Below are 18,675 nucleotides of genomic sequence, written 5' to 3' on the forward strand. Positions count from 1 at the left end.
CCAACTGACTTGCGGGACATTTCTCGGGCGGGCAGTTTACCCCCCGCCCGGTCGCTGGCTCAACGCGCGCGTACGCTGCCGGTGTGCAGGTCAGCCCAGACGTGACCGTTGGCATAGCTGAGGAACTGGCAGTAGACCTTTTCGTTACGCAGCAAATCCACGAGCACGCGGTATTGCGTCGCCGGGTAATACAGCGTCAGCGTACGCGAAGGCCCGTCGTAGGTCGGTTTCTTCAGACTTTTGCTTTCGCCGTCGAAGTGGATCAGCACGTCGGAAATGGTCGCGCCCTTGTTCATGGGCTTGCCTTTCAGGCGCAGTATCAGCGGTGACGTGACCGGGATCGGCTGCTGATTCGACTGACGCTGGCTGCCCACCACCACCGAATACTCGGTGATCTGCAGCAATTGCTGCTGCTCGGGTTCGCCCTCGCGCACGGACAGCTCGTCCGGCGGCAGGTATTGCGCGTGCATGGGTTCGGCGAGTGCGGGGAGTGGCAGCGTCAACAGCAACATCAATGCAGCGGTGGTTCGAAACGATAACGACATGAGCGCCTCCCGAAAAAGTGGGGGGCACTCTAGCATGTGGAGCCTGCCAGGCATCTGTAGGAGCGCGCTTGCCCGCGAACGCTATAGGTGAGGTTGCATCGATGGCGACTGGACGAACGCTTTCGCGGGCAAGCGCGCTCCTACAATAGGTCTGGAGTTATAGCCAGGATCTTCGGCAGACACAGACGCTGTAAATCGGCTTGGGTTTCGTTACATGCCTTTAACCGCGTAAATGCCGGCCGCGTTGCGCCAGTAGCCTTTGTAGTCCATGCCGTAACCGAAGATGTAGCGGTCGATGCAAGGCAGGCCAACGAAATCGGCTTTAAGGTCAGGACGCGCTTTGCGGTCGTGGTCCTTGTCGATCAGCACTGCGGTGTGAACAGCGCGCGCGCCGGCATGTTTGCAGAAGTCGATGATCGCGCCGAGGGTGTGACCTTCATCGAGGATGTCGTCAATGATCAGCACATCGCGGTCGATGAACGAGACTTCAGGCTTGGCTTTCCAGAACAGGTCGCCGCCGCTGGTTTCGTTGCGATAGCGGGTGGCGTGCAGGTAGGACGCTTCCAGCGGGAAATTCAGATGTGTGAGCAGCTTGCCGGCGAAGATCAGGCCGCCGTTCATCACGCAAAAAACCACCGGGTTACGGTCGGCCAGCACGCCATTGATTTGCTCGCCGACGCGGGCGATGGAGGCCTCGACTTCGGCCTCGTTGTACAGGCAGTCAGCCTCGCGCATGACTTGACGGATATGCTCGAGATCAGCGGACATGACGCTCTCCAAGGGGGGCTGTGTGAGGAAAAGCGGGCAAAGGTACGCATCCGCCGACATCAGGGCAAGTGTTTCTGGACTAACGTTGCACTGCCGTTCCACAAATCTCGGCGCTCGAACCTAACCGTCAGGACAAGTTACAGCTGAATAGATTAATCTAAGCCGTTTTTTTTGCCCGCCCGCTGGAGCCTTTCCCCTATGCCCATTCGTGAGATCCGCCATCCGCTGATCCGCCACAAGCTCGGCCTGATGCGCCGTGCCGATATCAGCACCAAGAATTTTCGTGAACTGGCTCAGGAAGTCGGTGCGCTGCTGACGTATGAAGCGACCAAGGATCTGCCGCTGGAAACCTACGAAATTCAGGGCTGGGCCGGCACGGTTCAGGTCGAGAAGATCGCCGGCAAGAAGATCACCGTGGTGCCAATCCTTCGGGCCGGCATCGGCATGCTTGAAGGCGTGCTCAGCCTGATCCCGGGCGCCAAGGTCAGTGCCGTGGGCGTTGCGCGCAATGAAGAAACCCTCGAAGCCCACACGTACCTGGAAAAACTCGCCCCCGAGATCGACCAGCGTCTGGCGCTGATCATCGACCCGATGCTCGCCACTGGCGCCTCCATGGTTGCCACCATCGACCTGCTGAAAAAAGCCGGTTGCCGCGACATTCGCGCGATGGTCCTGGTTGCCGCACCGGAAGGCATCGCCACCGTCGAGAAGGCCCATCCGGACGTCAACATCTACACCGCGTCCATCGATCAGCAACTGAACGAACACGGCTACATCATTCCGGGCCTGGGCGATGCCGGTGACAAGATTTTCGGCACCAAGCAGAAGGACGCCTGATGAAGCTGGATGAGTTCAACGATCCACTCTGGCGCACCATATTGTCGGGCGCGCAGATGCTGTTCGTGGCATTCGGCGCGCTGGTATTGATGCCGCTGATCACTGGCCTCGACCCTAACGTGGCGCTGTTCACTGCAGGCCTGGGCACCCTGTGCTTCCAGGTGGTGACAGGTCGTCAGGTGCCGGTCTTTCTCGCGTCGAGCTTTGCTTTCATTACCCCGATCATTCTCGCCAAGGGCCAGTTCGGCCTGGCAGCGACCATGGGCGGCGTAATGGCAGCAGGCTTCGTTTACACCTTCCTTGGCCTGGCCGTGAAGATCAAAGGCACCGGTTTTATCGACCGCCTGCTGCCGCCGGTGGTGATTGGCCCGGTGATCATTTCCATTGGTCTGGCGATGGCACCCATTGCCGCCAACATGGCGATGGGCCGGACGGGCGATGGCGCCGCAGAGCTGATCCCGTATAACACCGCCATTGTGATTTCGATGGCGGCGCTGCTGACGACGTTGATCGTTGCGGTGTTCGGCAAAGGCATCTTCCGCCTCGTGCCGATCATCTCGGGCGTGCTGGTGGGTTTTGCGCTGTCGTTCTATTTCGGCGTGGTCGATGTGGCGAAGATTGCTGCCGCGCCCTGGCTGGCGTTGCCGCACTTCACGGCGCCGGAATTCAACTGGCAGGCGATCCTGTTCATCGTACCGGTGGCACTGGCCCCGGCCATCGAGCACATCGGTGGCGTGATTGCAGTGGGCAGCGTGACGGGCCGCGATTACCTGAAGAAGCCCGGCCTGCATCGCACCTTGCTGGGTGACGGCATTGCGACGACCGTGGCCGGTGCTTTCGGTGGCCCGCCCAACACCACCTACGCCGAAGTAACCGGCGCGGTGATGCTGACCAAAAACTACAACCCGAAGATCATGACCTGGGCGGCCATTTTCGCCATTACCCTGGCCTTCATCGGCAAGTTCGGCGCCTTGCTGCAGAGCATTCCGGTGCCGGTCATGGGCGGGATTCTGTGCCTGCTGTTCGGCTCAATCGCGGCGGTGGGCATGAACACGCTGATCCGCCACAAGGTCGACCTGGCCGAAGCGCGCAATCTGGTGATCGTGTCCGTCACGCTGGTGTTCGGCATTGGCGGCGTGCTGATCGGTACCGGCAACGGACCTGATGATTTCGGCATGAAAGGCATCGCGCTGTGCGCCGTGACCGCCATCGTGCTGAACCTGATCCTGCCGGGGAATGACGCGTGGAAGAACAAGCACCTGGATGACCAGTTGCCGTAATTCGGAAGCGTTATGAAAAAGGGGCATTACTCACGTGATGCCCCTTTTTTGTCTACGCCATTATGTGGGAGTGAGCGTGTTCGCCTAGGCGTTGGTTCGGGCCACATCAAGGGTGATGACGGCCCGGTTCGCCAGCAAGCCGGCTCCTACAGTGGACCTTGCCCACACTCGAGATAGTCGGCGTATGCCCACTCTGTAGGAGCCGGCTTGATGGCAAATGCGGTTGTCGCGTCACATCGATGGCGACTGAATACAAGCTTTCGCGGGCAAGCACGCTCCTACAGTGGATTTTGCCAACACCTGGGCTCGCGTTGTTACACCACCATCGCCGGTGCCTTTTCGCACAATGTATTCAGCGCTTTCGCCCAGTTCGGGTCGTCGTTCAGGCACGGAATCAGCACCAGCTCCTCGCCCCCCGCTTCCCTGAACTGCTCGGCACCGCGATCGCCGATCTCTTCCAGTGTTTCGATACAATCCGCGACAAACGCCGGGCACATGACCAGCAGCTTCTTCACGCCATTAGCCGCCAACTCGGCCAGGTGCGGCTCGGTGTAGGGTTCGATCCACTTCGCGCGTCCCAGACGCGACTGAAACGACACCGACCACTTGCCATCGGGGATCCCCATCAGTTTGGCGAACTCAGCCGATGAGCGCATGCACTGGGCGCGGTAGCAAACCGCCAGAACTTCGGGGGACGCCGTCTCACAGCAGTTGCCGCTCTTGAAACAGTGATTGCCGGTCGGGTCGAGCTTGGTGATATGCCGCTCGGGCAGGCCATGGAAACTCAGCAGCAGGTGATCGTAATCCTGCTGCAAATGCGGCCGCACACTCGCCACCAGGGCGTCGAGGTATTCCTGCTGATTAAAGAACGGCGCCAGCAGCGCGAGATCGAAACTCAGTTTCTTGTCGTGCAGCACGCGTTTGGCTTCTTCGATAACCGTGGTCACAGTGCTGCCGGCGAACTGCGGATACAGCGGCGCCAAGGTGACCTTTTTGATGCCCTGGGCTGCCAGGCGCGTGAGCACGGTTTCGATCGAAGGCTCGCCATAACGCATCGCCAGCTCAACCGGCCCGTGCTTCCATTCCTTGACCATGGCCTGCTGAAGTCGCTTGCTCAGCACCACCAGCGGCGAACCCTCCTCCCACCAGATCGACGCGTAAGCATGGGCCGACTGCTCCGGACGCTTGATCAGAATCAGCGAGACGATCAGGCGACGCACTGGCCACGGCACGTCAATAACGTAAGGGTCCATCAGGAACTGATTGAGGTAGCGGCGCACGTCAGCCACCGACGTGGAAGCCGGTGAGCCCAGGTTAACCATCAATAAAGCGTGATCGGTCATGCAACACCTTGATGTCAGTGGCGGCCCAGAAGATTTTCCAGGGCCGCGCGCAGATCAGTGAATCGGAAAGTGAAACCCGCCTCTTGCAGGCGGTCTGGCCGGGCGCGTTGACCGCCCAGCAGCAGGATCGACAGCTCACCCAGCAACAATCGGAGCGCGACGGCCGGCATTGGCATAAATGACGGGCGGTGCAGCACGGACGCAAGGGTCTTGGCAAAGTCCCGGTTGCGGGCCGGTGATGGCGCGCAGGCATTATAAGGACCTCGGGCGTCGTCCCGGTTCATCAGGAAATCAATCAGGCCGATTTGATCCTCGATATGAACCCACGGCATCCATTGGCGTCCGTTGCCAATCGGCCCGCCCATGCCCATTTTGAACGGCGGCAACAGGCGTTGCAGCATGCCGCCTTCATCGGCCAACACCAGGCCGGTGCGCACCAGCACCACGCGAATGCCCAGCGCTTCAGCACGTTGTGCGGTCTCTTCCCAGGCAATGCACAGGCGGCTGGCGAAATCTTCGCTGACCGGTTGCGCGTTTTCATCGAGTTCGCGCTCACCGCCGTCGCCGTACCAACCGACCGCGGAACCGGAGATCAACACGTCAGGCTTTTGCTCGCGGCGCTCAAGCCAGGTGACCAATTGCTCGGTCAGGGTGATGCGGCTGTCCCACAGCAGTATCTTGCGTTTGCGGGTCCACGGGCGGTCGGCGATGGGCGCGCCGGCCAGATTGACCACCGCATCGACGTGCTGGCTGCCTACATCATCGAAGTGTGCAATCCCGCGAACGTTGGCGCCGCAGAGCCGCGCGACATCCTCGGGTTTGCGACTCAAGACCGTCAGTTGATGGCCCTGCGCGAGCCAGTGTTTACACAAACGACGCCCTATCAAGCCTGTACCGCCGGTCAGCAAGATGTGCATGACTGAGTTCCTTACGTGGCGTTCATCGCAATTGCGGAGTCTATTTCTTCACAAGCCATGAGCTCGTGCGCGGAGTGATCACTCAACTTTAGGTCAGGTTACGGCGGTCCACTCCACTGCTGTTCTTTAGGACAGCCCGATCGTGCAGTTGAACGATTGAAGTAAAGCGTCAGACTTGTCAACGAGCCCTTGGAAGGTCAGCGTCCTGCGTGTGCAGGGCGACAACTTATACCGAAAAACGGCATTGTACAGCTTTTGCCTGAGGCGTAGTCTGTGCAGACAGGTAACGAGGCCCCTATGACTGTCCCCATCGCAATCATCGGTACCGGCATCGCCGGACTCTCCGCCGCCCAGGCGTTGCAAGCCGCCGGGCATAGCATTCATCTCTTTGACAAGAGCCGCGGCAGTGGCGGCCGGATGTCCAGCAAACGCAGCGATGCCGGCGCACTGGACATGGGCGCCCAGTACTTCACCGCCCGCGACCGCCGCTTCGCCACTGCCGTGCAGCAATGGCAGGCTGAGGGCCATGTGGCCGAGTGGAAACCGCTGCTCTACAACTATCACGGCGGAACACTCAGTCTGTCACCCGACGAGCAAGTGCGCTGGGTCGGCGCGCCGCGCATGAGTGCAATCACCCGGGCCATGCTCGGCGACATGCCGGTGACCTTTTCCTGCCGCATCACCGAAGTCTTTCGTGGCGAACAACACTGGAATCTGCTGGACGCCGACGGCCAAAGCCATGGCCCGTTCAGTCAGGTCGTGATCGCCATCCCCGCGCCCCAGGCCACTACCTTGCTGGCGGACGCACCGAAACTGGCAAGCGTTGTTGCCGGCGTGAAAATGGAACCGACCTGGGCCGTCGCGCTGGCCTTCGACACCCCACTGGACACTCCACTCGAAGGCTGCTTCGTGCAAGACAGCGCCATCGACTGGCTGGCCCGCAATCGCAGCAAACCCGGGCGTGACAGTCAGATGGACACCTGGATCTTGCACGCCACCAGCGCCTGGAGCCGCCAGCATGTCGACATGCCCAAGGAAGAGGTCATCGATCAGCTGCATGGCGCATTTGCCGAGCTGATGAATTGCGCGATGCCGGCCCCGGCGTTCACCCTCGCCCACCGCTGGCTGTATGCAAGACCTGCTGGCGGGCGCGAAGTCGGCGCGTTTTCTGACGCGGATCTGGGCCTGTACGTCTGCGGCGACTGGTGCCTGTCGGGCCGCGTCGAGGGCGCATGGCTGAGCGGTCAGGAAGCTGCGCGGCGCCTGCTGGAACACCTCAAATGAATCGACTCAATCCGCGCAAGCTGCTGCTGTCGAAATGGACGGCAGCGTCCCCTCACAACCGTGAAAAGCACTTTCTGGTTACTGAGCTGTTTTGTGATGAGGAAGGCACGGTGTTGGAGATTGAACTGCAAGCCGTGATGACCAAGCGCAGTCAGAAGATGGTCTGGCAGACACTGCAGAATGAACAGAGCTGGCAAATGGGCTGGAAGTAAACACCTCTAAATCACCGCGCAATCCTGTCTTTGCGGCTAAATCCCCGCACCTTGTCGCTTCATTCCCTGATGTTGTACAAATTATTTGACTTGCACTGCTACAAACCTATCATGGGCAAATATTGTACAGAGAAACGGATCTGTATAAGAAGTCCATCGAGGGTCTGTCATGTCTGCTGTACTCGATCATTCATCAGAGCAAGCCTCCAAACCCAAGCTGGGCGTCAGCGCCTGCCTGATGGGTGTGGAGGTCAGGTTCAATGGCGGGCACAAGGAATCGCACCTGCTGACCCGTGCCCTTAACGAATATTTCGATTTCGTGCCCGCGTGCCCCGAAGTCGCCATCGGCATGGGCATTCCTCGCGAGGCTATCCGTTTGGTGGGTGACCCGGATCATCCTCAGGCGGTCGGCAGTGTCCACCACGCCATGAACGTCACCGAGCAACTGGCCGATTATGGCGAGCATATGGCCACCGAGATGAGCGACATCTGCGGCTACATCTTTATGCAGAAATCGCCATCGTGTGGCCTGGAGCGCGTCAAGGTTTACCGCGATAACGGCGTGCCGTTCGAGACCGGCGGGCGCGGTATTTACGCCCAAGCGTTCTGCGCGCGTCACCCTGATCTGCCCGTCGAAGAAGACGGCCGTTTGAACGACCCGGTCCTGCGGGAGAATTTCATTACCCGTGTGTTTGCCTATGCCGCCTGGCAGACGCTGCTGAAAAGCGGCATCACCCGCCGTACGCTCACCGAGTTTCATGCCCGCTATAAATATCAGCTGATGGCCAACGATCCTGTCCAGTACAAGACGCTGGGCAATCTGCTGGGCACCATGGGCCGAGATGACCCTGCCGAAATTGCCCCGCGCTACTTCAGTCAGTTGATGAGCGCGCTAAAGAAACCGGCGACGCGGCGCACCCATACGAACGTGTTGCAGCATTTGTGCGGCTATCTGCGCCAGACACTCAGTGCGTCCGACAAGAAAGAAATCCAGGGCGTCATCAATCAGTACCACGAAGGCATTGTGCCGCTTGTTGTACCGCTGACGCTGCTCAAACACCATTTCCGCCGACACCCCGATCCGTACATTGCGCTGCAGGTTTATCTGCAGCCGCATCCGGAAAACCTCAGTCTGCGCAACGCGATTTGACCATGACCCCTAATGAGCAAGAACCGCCGGAAGGCGATCCGCAAGACCCCGCCAGCGCCTTTGAAAACGGCTGGTTGCCGATTCGCGAAATCGCCCGCCTGACCGGCGTGAACGCTGTAACCCTGCGTGCGTGGGAACGCCGATACGGCCTCATCGTTCCGCACCGAACGCCCAAGGGCCATCGCCTTTACAGCAACGAGCATGTGGACCGCGTGCTGACCATCCTTACGTGGCTGAACCGCGGCGTGTCGGTCAGTCAGGTCAAGCAGTTGATCGACGATCAGCAGGCGCCAGCGCCGAGTGTCGAGAACGACTGGGACGTTCTTCGCCAGACCCTTCAGGAAGCCATCGGCGCCTTGGCCGAGCGACGCCTTGATGATTCGCTCAACCGCGCGATGTCGCTGTATCCGCCGCGCACCCTCTGTGAGCAACTGTTACTGCCGCTGCTGACTTCCCTTGAGCAGCGCTGGCAGGGCCAGTTCGGCGCGCAGCTGGAACGCGTGTTTTTCTACTCGTGGCTGCGCAGCAAGCTTGGCGCCCGGCTGTACCACAACAATCGTCAGGTCAGCGGCGCGCCTTTGCTGCTGGTCAACCAGTCCGATCTGCCGCTTGAGCCGCATCTGTGGCTGACCGCATGGCTGCTCAGCAGCGCCGATTGCCCGGTGGAAGTGTTCGATTGGCCGTTGCCGGCAGGCGAGCTGGCCCTGGCCTGCGAATACCTCAAGCCGCGCGCAGTGTTGTTGTACTCCAGTAAATCACTGAACGTCGGACAGTTGCCTCGCCTGCTGCACAACATTGAGTGCCCGAAGTTGATCGTCGGGCCCGCGGTGCGCATTCATTCGACGGAATTATTCGCAGCCGAGGGTGAAGTCTCCGGCCTTTCTCTGGCTGAAGACCCTTTGACCGCCCAAGCCGCTTTGCAAAGGCTGGGGCTCATCTAAGGAATAACTATGCAATTGATATGGCTGCGCAGCGATCTGCGTGTGCACGACAACACCGCGCTGAGCGCTGCCATGGAGCAGGGACCGACCCTCGCCGTGTACATAATCAGCCCAGGCCAGTGGCAGAGCCACGACGATGCCGCATGCAAAGTCGATTTCTGGCTGCGCAACCTCAGCGAGCTGAGCAAGGCGCTTGAAGTGCTCAACGTACCGCTGCTGATCGTCCATGCAGACACGTGGGCTCAGGCGCCCAAGGCGATCCTCGAGTTGTGTCAGCAACGCGGGATCGAAAGCGTGCACGTGAACGACGAGTACGGCAACAACGAGACCAAACGTGATCGTGAAGTGGAGGCAGCGCTCGACGGCGCCGGCATCCTATTTCATCGTCACCTCGACCAGCTGTTCTTTCAGCCGGGCAGCGTGCTGACTAAAAGCGGCGGCTATTTCAAGGTCTTCACGCAATTCCGCAAGGTCTGTTACGCCCGCTTGCATTACTCGATCCCGGCGCTGGTTGCACTGCCCAAGGCGCAGCAGAAGCTGTCCATCAGACGCGATGTCGTCCCGGATGCGGTCAACGGTTTCGCCGCGCCGACCGAGACCCTGCGCTCGCTCTGGCCTGCCGGTGAAGATGAGGCGCGTGATCGCCTGCAGAACTTCACCGACGAGCAAGTGCATTACTACGATCAAGAGCGCGATTTCCCCGCCAAGCCGGGCACCAGCCAGCTGTCTGCGTACCTGGCGGCCGGTGTGATTTCGCCTCGCCAGTGCCTGCATTCGGCGCTGCGCAGCAACAATGGCGAGTTTGAAACCGGTCATTCGGGTTCGGTGACCTGGATCACTGAGCTGCTCTGGCGTGAGTTCTACAAGCATGTGCTGGTGGGCTTTCCCCGTGTCTCCCGTCATCGCGCCTTCCGCCCGGAAACCGAAGCGCTGAAATGGCGCAATTCGCCAAAGGATCTCGAAGCCTGGCAACAGGGTCGAACCGGGCTGCCGATTGTCGATGCAGCCATGCGCCAGATGCTGGACACCGGCTGGATGCACAACCGGCTGCGGATGATTTCGGCCATGTTCCTGACCAAGAATCTGCTGATCGACTGGCGCGAGGGTGAACGCTACTTCATGCAGCACCTGATCGACGGCGATCTCGCGTCGAACAATGGCGGCTGGCAGTGGAGCTCATCAACCGGCACCGACGCGTCGCCTTACTTCCGGATCTTCAATCCGCAAAGCCAGTCGGAACGCTTCGACCCCGAAGGTCGATTCATCAAGCAGTGGGTGCCTGAACTGGCTGAGTTGAACAAGCGCGACATTCATAACCCCACCGCGCTGGGCGGGCTGTTTGGCGTGGAAAGTTACCCCGCGCCCATCGTTGATTTGAAAGCCAGCCGCGAACGCGCACTGCAAGCGTTCAAGTCGCTGCCACAGCGGCAGGCCGAAACGCAGGAGAATGGGTGAGCATTCGTCACACCGGTTAGGTGTCCGCTGCGCGGTGATTTAAACTGCCGCTCATGACGACTGTGATCCCTTCGCTTCAACTCCCTGCCGAACCCGCAATCACGTGTTCCACTTGTGCGGCCTGCTGCTGTCAGCTGGAAGTCATGCTGATCACTGACACCGGCGTGCCCGAGCGTTACATCGACACCGATGACTGGGGCGGCGAAGTCATGCTGCGCCTGGACGATGGCTGGTGCGCGGCACTGGATCGCGACACGATGATGTGCACGATCTACGACCGTCGGCCGTTGATTTGCAGGGAATTCGAAATGGGTGCGCCGGAGTGTATTGCCGAACGAGAAGGGATCGCGACGGCTTATTTGTGATTGCTATTTGTCTGAGTCAGCCGCTTTGACTGACACATTCCAGGCTAAAGCCGGTCCTGCCAAGAGCACGCGCGGTGTCAGTAGAACCGGCTTCAGCCAATCCAACCAAGTGCACGCTGTGTCAGTAGGACCGGCTTCAGCCGGGAAGAACCGGGTGGTACGTTGCAATGCAGGTTAGCCCGCGACTGCAATAAAGCGATGTAGCGCTTAGAACGGCATCGTGTAGTGAATAGCGTAGCTTTCGATACCGTCGTTGTTGGCGGTCATGCCACCGTTGGAGTAGTGAGTGGCGCGCAGGCCAACTTCATGTCCGCCCGCAAAGCGCAGACCAAACCCCAGACGGTCTTCAAACTGGAACGCGCTGCCCAGCTTGTTGCCTTCCACTTCGGTGCGCTGGAATACAGCGGCGCCGATACCGGCTTCGATGTAAGGCTTGACGCTCTCACCCGAAAACTCATAAACGAATACCGGGGAGAACGACAGGCTGTTGTTGCTGGAGCTCTTGTCGCCTTCCCAATACGTGTAAGCGCCGCTCCAGTAACCGGTCAGGCGACCGACACCGGTTTGCCACCAGCTTTGATCCCAATCAAATTGCGCGCCCAGACGATACGTCATCGTGGATTCGCCAGTGTGTCCTACGGAAAACTCGACCCCATCAGCCTGAGCAATTGCGCTTTGCCCCAACAACGCAGCCGCAATCGCAGCCAAACAAAACAGTCGCTTCATCTGAAACATCCTATTTTCGAAAGCAGTTAGAAATTTTTTATATCGACAGAAGTGCTGTAGAAGCCGGCCGCTGAACTGTAGTTCACCCACAGCCGAAGCGATTCACGTTTTTTTCACGAAACGAAGCTTCGCACATTGTCGGAGTTGATACAAAGCACGCGTAGGACGTTTCTGAAATCTTCTGGATCGCCGGTCGTCCAGAACTGCGCAGTGCGAGGATGACCGCTCGCCAGCAGCTCACGCTCGCTCAATAAGCGTTGCAACTGTCGGGCTACCGCGGCGCCGGTGTCGATCAGCGTGATGGACGCAGGGATCATTTCCCGCAGCAATGGCTTGAGAAACGGGTAATGGGTACATCCCAGAATGATGGTGTCGCATCCCGCAGCGAGTAACGGCGCGACGTAACCCTGCAGCAATTGCCGAATCGACGGGCTGACCAGATCGCCCGTTTCGATCAACTCGACCAGCCCCGGACAAGGCTGCGTGATGACTTGCACGTCTGCCGCGAAGCGATCGAGCAATGCGGCGAACTTGGCGCTTTGCAAAGTGCCCGTAGTTGCCAACACACCGACGACACCGGTTCGCGTCGCCGCGGCGGCAGGTTTGACCGCAGGCTCCATGCCCACCAGCGGCCAGTCAGGATAGCGGACGCGCAAGTCAGCGATGCCGGCCACCGTCGCCGTATTGCAGGCGATCACCAGCGCCTTGGCGCGCTGATTGTGGAAGAACTCGGCAATCGTCGCGCAGCGTTCGCGAATGAATTCGGGGGTTTTCTCGCCGTAGGGAATGTGGCCGCAGTCGGCGAGGTAGAGTAACGATTCCCGTGGAAGCAACTGATGTATTTCCGCCAGCACCGACAACCCGCCGACACCGGAGTCAAACACCGCCACCGGCGCATCGCTGTCTCTACTCATGCTCAGCGGCAGCTCGGAGCCCGGTACCGCACACGCTGCAGCCGGGATCGCGTTTAACTTTCAATTCGCGGAATCGCGTGCTCACGGCATCGATCAGCAGCAGTCGCCCCACCATCGGTTCGCCAAAGCCGGCCAACAGCTTAAGGGCCTCAAGGGCCTGCAAACTGCCGACCAAGCCCACCAACGGGCCGATCACGCCCGCCTCGCTGCAGGTCAGTTCGGTCTCGCTACCGTGCCCGTACAGGCAGTGGTAGCAGGGGCTCTCCGGACGGCGCGGATCGAACACCGACAGTTGCGCCTCGAGGCGAATCGCGGCGCCGCTGACCAATGGCTTGCACGCGGCGACGCACGCGGCATTGACCGCCTCACGCGTCGAGAAATTGTCCGAGCAGTCCAGGACCAGTTCGACCCCGGCAACGGCTGCCGCCAGAGAGTCGACATCAAGGGCCGCGCGATGAGGTACGAGTGTTATCTGTGGATTGATGGCCGTCAGCCGGATAATGGCTGAATCGACTTTGCTCAGCCCCACGCTTGGGGTGTCGTGAAGGATCTGGCGTTGCAGGTTGGTCAGATCGACGCTGTCGAAATCCGCCAGATGCAATTCTCCGACGCCCGCCGCCGCCAGGTACAACGCCACCGGCGAACCCAGTCCGCCGAGGCCGACAATCAACACGCGGCTTTGCTTGAGGCGCAGCTGACCGTCGATGTCAACCTGTTGCAGAAGGATCTGCCGGCTATAGCGCAGCAGTTCTTCGTCCGTCAGCACGGCACTCGCCCGAAGGTGATGCGTTCGTGGTCGCCCAGATCGCGTCGGGTCTTGATCTCTTCGAATCCGTGCTCAAGCAACAGCTCGCGCACCGCCGCGCCTTGGTCGTAGCCATGCTCCAGCAACAGCCAGCCGCCGGCTTCAAGGTGGGCGGGCGCTTGCGACACAATCAAACGCAGATCATCCAGGCCATCGGCGCCGGAGACCAGCGCACTGCTTGGCTCGAAGCGCACGTCACCTTCGACCAGGTGCGGGTCGTTGGAGGCAATGTAAGGCGGGTTGCTCAGGATCAGGTCGAAACGCTGACCCTCGACAGCGCTGAACCAGTGGCTGTGCAAAATCTTCGCGTTATCCAGATGCAGGCGCTGGCGATTGCGTTCGGCAAGCTCGACCGCTTCCTCAACGCGGTCCACCGCCGTGACGCTCCACTGCGGACGATCCTTGGCCAGCGACAGCGCGATGGCGCCGGTGCCCGTGCCGAGATCGAGCAGCGTGTGAGGAATCGCACCGGGCAAAAGCTCCAGCGCGGTTTCCACCAGCATCTCGGTTTCGGGCCGCGGGATCAGCGTATGGGGGGCGACTTCCAGGTCGATGTTCCAGAACCCTTGCAGGCCCAGAATGTATGCGACGGGTTCGCCGGTTCGACGACGCTTGAGATAACCGTCGAAGGCCTGCGCCGCTTCGGTGCTGACAATACGCTCGGGCCAGGTGTGCAGAAAACTGCGCGGCTTGCCCAGGGCAGCGGCCAGCAACAATTCTGCATCCAGACGCGCTGTCGGAGAATCCGGCAACTCGGCGCTTCTTAACAAGCTGGCGATGATGGTCATTTAATCACCCAGTGCCGCAAGTTGATCTGCCTGATACTCGGCAAGTAACGGTTCTATCACTGCATCGACCCCGCCGGCCAGAACTTCATCAAGGGAATAGAGCGTCAGGTTCACCCGGTGATCCGTGACTCGCCCCTGTGGGAAATTGTACGTACGAATGCGTTCCGAGCGATCCCCGGAACCTACCAGCAATTTACGCTCGCTGGCGATGGCATTGGCCGCCGCAGCAGTCTGCTGGTCGTTGAGCTTGGCCGACAGCCAGGACATGGCCCGCGCACGGTTCTTGTGCTGCGAACGTTCTTCCTGACACTCCACCACAATGCCGGACGGCAAGTGCGTAATGCGGATGGCCGAATCGGTCTTGTTGACGTGCTGACCACCGGCGCCGGATGAGCGATAGGTGTCAACGCGCAAGTCTGACGGGTTGATCTCGATGGTCTGCTGTTCGTCAGGCTCTGGCAACACCGCTACCGTACACGCAGAGGTGTGAATGCGCCCTTGGGATTCGGTTTCCGGGACGCGCTGAACGCGATGCACACCCGACTCGAATTTCAGCTTGCCGTAGACGTGTTCGCCTTCGACCCGCGCGATGACTTCCTTGTAGCCGCCATGTTCGCCTATGTTCTCGGACAGGATCTCGACACGCCAGCCCCGTCGCTCGGCATAGCGGGAATACATGCGGAACAGGTCCCCGGCGAAAATCGCCGCCTCGTCGCCACCGGTGCCGGCGCGAATTTCCAGAAACACGTTGCGGCCATCGTTCGGGTCTTTGGGCAGCAGCATTTTCTGCAGGTCAGCCTCGAGCACCAGCAACTGATCCTTGGCATCGCGCACTTCCTCGACGGCCATTTCGCGCATGTCGGGGTCGCTGTCCTTGAGCAACGCCTGCGCGCCTTCGAGGTCGGTCTGCACTTTCTGCAGTTGCCGGTACACCTGGATCACTGGCTCGACTTCGGCGTACTCACGGGAATACGCGCGAAATTTGGTCTGATCAGAGATGACTTCGCCATCGCCGAGCAGCGCGGTCAATTCCTCGAAACGGTCGCTGAGCACGTCCAGCTTATTAAGCAGTGAAGCTTTCATTGCGGGGATTTATCCGTGGAGCCCTCGTTGAGGGCAAAGAGTTCCTGGGCCATGGCCAGCGCATCGACGCGGCCTTCAGCGGAGAGCTTTTTGAGTTGCACGCTGGGAGCGTGCATCAATTTATTCGTCAGGCCACGTGCCAGCGCCATCAAGACGTCTTCGGCGTTGCTGCCATTGGCGAGCATGCGCTGGGCCTTCTGCAATTCTTCGTCGCGCAGGCGTTCGCTCTGCTGACGATACGCCTTGAGCACGTCGACCGCCGCCAGCTCGCGCAGCCGCGACATGAAATCGTCGACGCCCACGCTGACCAGTTCTTCGGCCGCCTGCGCCGCGCCCTGGCGACTCTTGAGGTTTTCAGCGACGACTTCGTGCAGATCGTCCACGGTATAGAGGTAGACGTCGTCCAGCTCGCCGACCTCGGGCTCGATATCGCGCGGCACGGCGATGTCGACCATGAAGATCGGCTTGTGCTTGCGCAGTTTCAGCGCGCTTTCAACGGCGCCCTTGCCCAGAATCGGCAACTGACTGGCCGTGGAGCTGATCACGATGTCGCTGTTGACCAGCTCGGCCGGGATGTCGGCCAACAGCACCGCGTGGGCACCGAACTGCTCGGCGAGAATATTCGCGCGCTCGAGGGTGCGGTTGGCAACAACGATACGTTTGACCCCGAGCTCATGCAGGTGGCGGGCAACCAGGGTGATGGTCTCCCCTGCCCCGATCAGCAGCGCCTGACTGCGCTGCAGGTCGCTGAAAATCTGCTTGGCCAGGCTGACGGCGGCAAAGGCGACGGACACTGGGTTCTCGCCGATGGCCGTGTCGGTGCGCACCTGTTTGGCAGCGCTGAAGGTGGCCTGAAACAGCCGCCCGAGCAACGGGCCGACCGTGCCAGCCTCCCGGGCAACGGCATACGCCGATTTCATCTGACCGAGGATCTGCGGCTCGCCGAGCACCAGCGAATCCAGCCCCGATGCCACGCGCATCATGTGACGCACCGCCGCGTCGTCTTCATGCACATAGGCACTGGCGCGCAGCTCATCGACATTCAGGTGGTGATAATCCGCCAGCCAGCGCAACACGACGTCGGCGGTCAGCTGATCCTGTTCGATATACAGCTCGCTGCGATTGCAAGTGGAGAGAATGGCCGCTTCCCGGCTTCGGGTCAGGCGGCAGAGCTGCTGCAGCGCCTCAACCAGCTGCTCAGGCGTAAATGCCACGCGCTCGCGGACATCAACTGATGCAGTCTTATGGTTGATACCCAGAGCAAGAAAGGCCATTCAAGGTCGCTGATGGTGACGTGAAGCCGGCAATTGTCCTACTTCAATAGATTCAGGACAACCACCGCAATACATTCAGAACGTCCGCAGCGCACTATTGTCCCTATACAGGTTGCGTATCAGCGCGTCCGGCCTGCGACAAAATGTCCGCGGGCAGGCTGTAGATTGAGCGTATCCAGATTTCGTGCGGGCTGTGGGTTTGCTCCCGGCCTTGTGTCATGATGCTTCCAAACCGCAGGTAAGCCGCCCCTCCTCTATATGAATAAATCCTCCGCGCTGTTCCTTGCCCTTGTCGCTCTGAGTGGCTGCCAGTCTACGGCCTCCGTTTCTACGGAGCCCTCCGCTCCGGCGAAAGAAGCGCCGCCCGCACCCGAGGCCAAACCTCAGGTGTACGGCTCGTTTACTCAGGAAACCGTCGTCAGCCTGCTGACTGCCGAGCTTGCCGGCCAGCGCAACCGCTTCGACATCGCGCTGGACAACTATGTGACCCAGGCGATCCAGACTCAGGATCCTGGGATTTCCGAGCGCGCCTTCCGCATCGCCGAGTACCTGGGCGCCGATCAGGCCGCCCTCGACACATCCATGATCTGGGCGAAAAACGACCCGAGCAATCTCGAGGCACAGCGCGCGGCAGCCATCCAGCTGGCGCGGGCCGGGCGCTACGACGATTCCATGCGCTATATGGAGAAGGTCCTTCAGGGCCAGGGCGACACGCATTTTGATTTCCTCGCGCTGTCGGCGTCGGAAACCGATTCCAATACGCGCAAAGGGCTGATCACCAGCTTTGATCGTCTGCTGATGAAGTACCCGAAAAACGGCCAGCTGATCTTCGGCAAGGCGCTTCTCCTCCAGCAGGAAGGCGACAGTGCCGCCTCCCTGAAACTGCTCGAAGACAACCCGCCGGGTGAAGGCGAAGTGGCGCCGATCCTGCTGCGCGCTCGCTTGCTGCAAAGCATGAACCGCGGCAAGGAGGCGATCCCGCTGCTGGAAAAAAGCATCAAGAAATACCCGGACGACAAGCGTCTGCGCCTGACCTATGCGCGCATGCTCGTGGAACAGAACCGCATGGAAGACGCCAAAGTGCAGTTCTCCAGCCTGGTTCAGCAGTACCCGGATGATGACGAGCTGCGTTATTCGCTCGCCCTCGTGTGCCTGGAAAACAAGGCGTGGGACGAGGCGCAGGGTTACCTCGAAGACCTCGTCGCCCGCGGCAGTCACGTCGACTCCGCCCACGTAAACCTCGGGCGCATCCACGAAGAACGCGACGACCCACAAACCGCGCTGGCCGAATACGCCCAAGTGGGCCCCGGCAATGACTTCCTGCCTGCGCAGTTGCGTCAGGCCGATATCCTCATGAGCAACGGCAACACCGCTGAAGCCTCGAAGCGGCTGGCTCAGGCACGCGCCGATCAACCCGATTACGCCATTCAGCTGTACCTGATCGAAGCCGAGACCCTGGCCAACAACAACCAGAGCGATCGCGGCTGGCAGGTGTTGAATCAGGCGCTCAAGCAGTACCCGGATGATCTGAACCTGCTCTACACCCGCTCGATGCTGGCCGAGAAACGCAACGATCTGAAACAGATGGAAAGCGACCTGCGGGCCATTCTCAAGCGCGAGCCAGACAACGCCATGGCGTTGAACGCCCTGGGTTACACGCTCTCGGACCGCACGACGCGTTACGCCGAGGCCAAGGAATTGATCGAGCGCGCGCACCAGCTCAATCCGGAAGACCCGGCGGTGCTCGACAGCCTCGGTTGGGTCAACTACCGCCTGGGCAATCTGGATGAGGCCGAACGTCTGCTGCGCCAGGCGCTGGAGCGCTTCCCGGATCACGAAGTCGCCGCGCACCTGGGCGAAGTCCTGTGGGCCAAAGGCGAGCAGCGCGAAGCGCGCAAAGTGTGGGCCAAGGCCCTCGAACAACAACCTGACAGCCCGGTCTTGCGCAGCACCATCAAACGCCTGACCGGCGCCGAGACCCTTTGAAT

The 18,675-nt window shown here is 60.4% G+C and carries 19 protein-coding genes; 9 read left to right on the forward strand and 10 right to left on the reverse strand.

The window, feature by feature from the left end:
* Positions 1-59 precede the first annotated feature (59 nt).
* Complete coding sequence (locus L4G42_RS22575; protein ID WP_237250604.1) at positions 60-545, reverse strand: hypothetical protein; 486 nt, start codon at positions 543-545, stop codon at positions 60-62.
* Positions 546-755: 210 nt separating this feature from the next.
* Positions 756-1,313 (reverse strand): hypoxanthine-guanine phosphoribosyltransferase, encoded by a 558-nt coding sequence (locus L4G42_RS22580; protein WP_037018287.1) that lies wholly within the window; start codon positions 1,311-1,313, stop codon positions 756-758.
* Positions 1,314-1,511: 198 nt separating this feature from the next.
* On the opposite strand from L4G42_RS22580, the gene upp reads away from it, so the two are divergent.
* Positions 1,512-2,150 carry a uracil phosphoribosyltransferase gene (gene upp, locus L4G42_RS22585; protein ID WP_133771905.1) on the forward strand — a complete coding sequence of 213 codons (639 nt, stop codon included), beginning with the start codon at positions 1,512-1,514 and terminating at the stop codon, positions 2,148-2,150.
* Positions 2,150-3,430 carry a uracil-xanthine permease family protein gene (locus L4G42_RS22590; protein ID WP_237250603.1) on the forward strand — a complete coding sequence of 427 codons (1,281 nt, stop codon included), beginning with the start codon at positions 2,150-2,152 and terminating at the stop codon, positions 3,428-3,430. Before upp ends, L4G42_RS22590 begins: the two co-directional genes overlap by 1 nt.
* A gap of 314 nt (positions 3,431-3,744) precedes the next feature.
* On the opposite strand, the gene hemH is transcribed toward L4G42_RS22590, so the two are convergent.
* Positions 3,745-4,773, reverse strand: coding sequence for a ferrochelatase (gene hemH, locus L4G42_RS22595; RefSeq protein ID WP_237250602.1), 1,029 nt, complete (start codon positions 4,771-4,773; stop codon positions 3,745-3,747).
* 14 nt (positions 4,774-4,787) lie between these two features.
* Positions 4,788-5,690, reverse strand: coding sequence for a TIGR01777 family oxidoreductase (locus tag L4G42_RS22600; protein WP_237250601.1), 903 nt, complete (start codon positions 5,688-5,690; stop codon positions 4,788-4,790).
* Between the two features lie 297 nt (positions 5,691-5,987).
* Here L4G42_RS22600 and L4G42_RS22605 point away from each other — a divergent pair, with 297 nt between their 5' ends.
* From L4G42_RS22605 to L4G42_RS22630, 6 genes are all read left to right on the forward strand, one after another.
* Positions 5,988-6,974, forward strand: a complete 987-nt coding sequence (locus L4G42_RS22605) for an NAD(P)/FAD-dependent oxidoreductase (RefSeq protein ID WP_237250600.1) — start codon at positions 5,988-5,990, stop codon at positions 6,972-6,974.
* Positions 6,971-7,186: a TIGR02450 family Trp-rich protein gene (locus L4G42_RS22610; RefSeq protein ID WP_237250598.1), complete on the forward strand. Its 216-nt coding sequence runs from the start codon at positions 6,971-6,973 to the stop codon at positions 7,184-7,186. Before L4G42_RS22605 ends, L4G42_RS22610 begins: the two co-directional genes overlap by 4 nt.
* Before the next feature lie 169 nt (positions 7,187-7,355).
* Positions 7,356-8,336, forward strand: coding sequence for a 2-thiouracil desulfurase family protein (locus L4G42_RS22615; RefSeq protein WP_237250597.1), 981 nt, complete (start codon positions 7,356-7,358; stop codon positions 8,334-8,336).
* A 2-nt stretch (positions 8,337-8,338) separates the two neighbouring features.
* Entirely contained in the window at positions 8,339-9,277 is a 939-nt protein-coding gene (locus L4G42_RS22620) for a MerR family transcriptional regulator (protein WP_237250595.1), read from the forward strand.
* Positions 9,278-9,286: 9 nt separating this feature from the next.
* Positions 9,287-10,732 carry a deoxyribodipyrimidine photo-lyase gene (phrB, locus tag L4G42_RS22625; RefSeq protein WP_237250594.1) on the forward strand — a complete coding sequence of 482 codons (1,446 nt, stop codon included), beginning with the start codon at positions 9,287-9,289 and terminating at the stop codon, positions 10,730-10,732.
* Between the two features lie 53 nt (positions 10,733-10,785).
* Positions 10,786-11,097, forward strand: coding sequence for a YkgJ family cysteine cluster protein (locus L4G42_RS22630; protein WP_074883972.1), 312 nt, complete (start codon positions 10,786-10,788; stop codon positions 11,095-11,097).
* A 207-nt stretch (positions 11,098-11,304) separates the two neighbouring features.
* On the opposite strand, the gene L4G42_RS22635 is transcribed toward L4G42_RS22630, so the two are convergent.
* The 6 genes from L4G42_RS22635 to hemA all read right to left on the reverse strand — a co-directional run bounded on the left by L4G42_RS22635 (position 11,305) and on the right by hemA (position 16,687).
* A complete protein-coding gene (locus L4G42_RS22635; RefSeq protein ID WP_237250593.1) occupies positions 11,305-11,823 on the reverse strand; it encodes an acyloxyacyl hydrolase in 519 nt (172 codons plus the stop codon).
* Between the two features lie 113 nt (positions 11,824-11,936).
* On the reverse strand, positions 11,937-12,737 hold the full coding sequence (gene murI / locus L4G42_RS22640; protein ID WP_237250592.1) for a glutamate racemase: 801 nt from the start codon (positions 12,735-12,737) through the stop codon (positions 11,937-11,939).
* Entirely contained in the window at positions 12,730-13,503 is a 774-nt protein-coding gene (locus L4G42_RS22645) for a molybdopterin-synthase adenylyltransferase MoeB (RefSeq protein ID WP_237250591.1), read from the reverse strand. Before L4G42_RS22645 ends, murI begins: the two co-directional genes overlap by 8 nt.
* A complete protein-coding gene (prmC, locus tag L4G42_RS22650) occupies positions 13,497-14,330 on the reverse strand; it encodes a peptide chain release factor N(5)-glutamine methyltransferase (protein ID WP_237250590.1) in 834 nt (277 codons plus the stop codon). The genes L4G42_RS22645 and prmC overlap by 7 nt, the downstream gene beginning before the upstream one ends.
* Positions 14,331-15,413, reverse strand: coding sequence for a peptide chain release factor 1 (gene prfA / locus L4G42_RS22655; protein ID WP_237250589.1), 1,083 nt, complete (start codon positions 15,411-15,413; stop codon positions 14,331-14,333). It lies immediately after the preceding gene.
* Entirely contained in the window at positions 15,410-16,687 is a 1,278-nt protein-coding gene (hemA, locus tag L4G42_RS22660; protein ID WP_237250588.1) for a glutamyl-tRNA reductase, read from the reverse strand. Before hemA ends, prfA begins: the two co-directional genes overlap by 4 nt.
* 258 nt (positions 16,688-16,945) lie before the next feature.
* Here hemA and L4G42_RS22665 point away from each other — a divergent pair, with 258 nt between their 5' ends.
* Complete coding sequence (locus tag L4G42_RS22665; protein WP_237250587.1) at positions 16,946-18,673, forward strand: tetratricopeptide repeat protein; 1,728 nt, start codon at positions 16,946-16,948, stop codon at positions 18,671-18,673.
* The last annotated feature ends 2 nt before the right edge of the window (positions 18,674-18,675 follow it).

It is taken from the genome of Pseudomonas petrae, assembly GCF_021728295.1.
In the GTDB taxonomy this organism is placed as follows: domain Bacteria; phylum Pseudomonadota; class Gammaproteobacteria; order Pseudomonadales; family Pseudomonadaceae; genus Aquipseudomonas; species Aquipseudomonas petrae.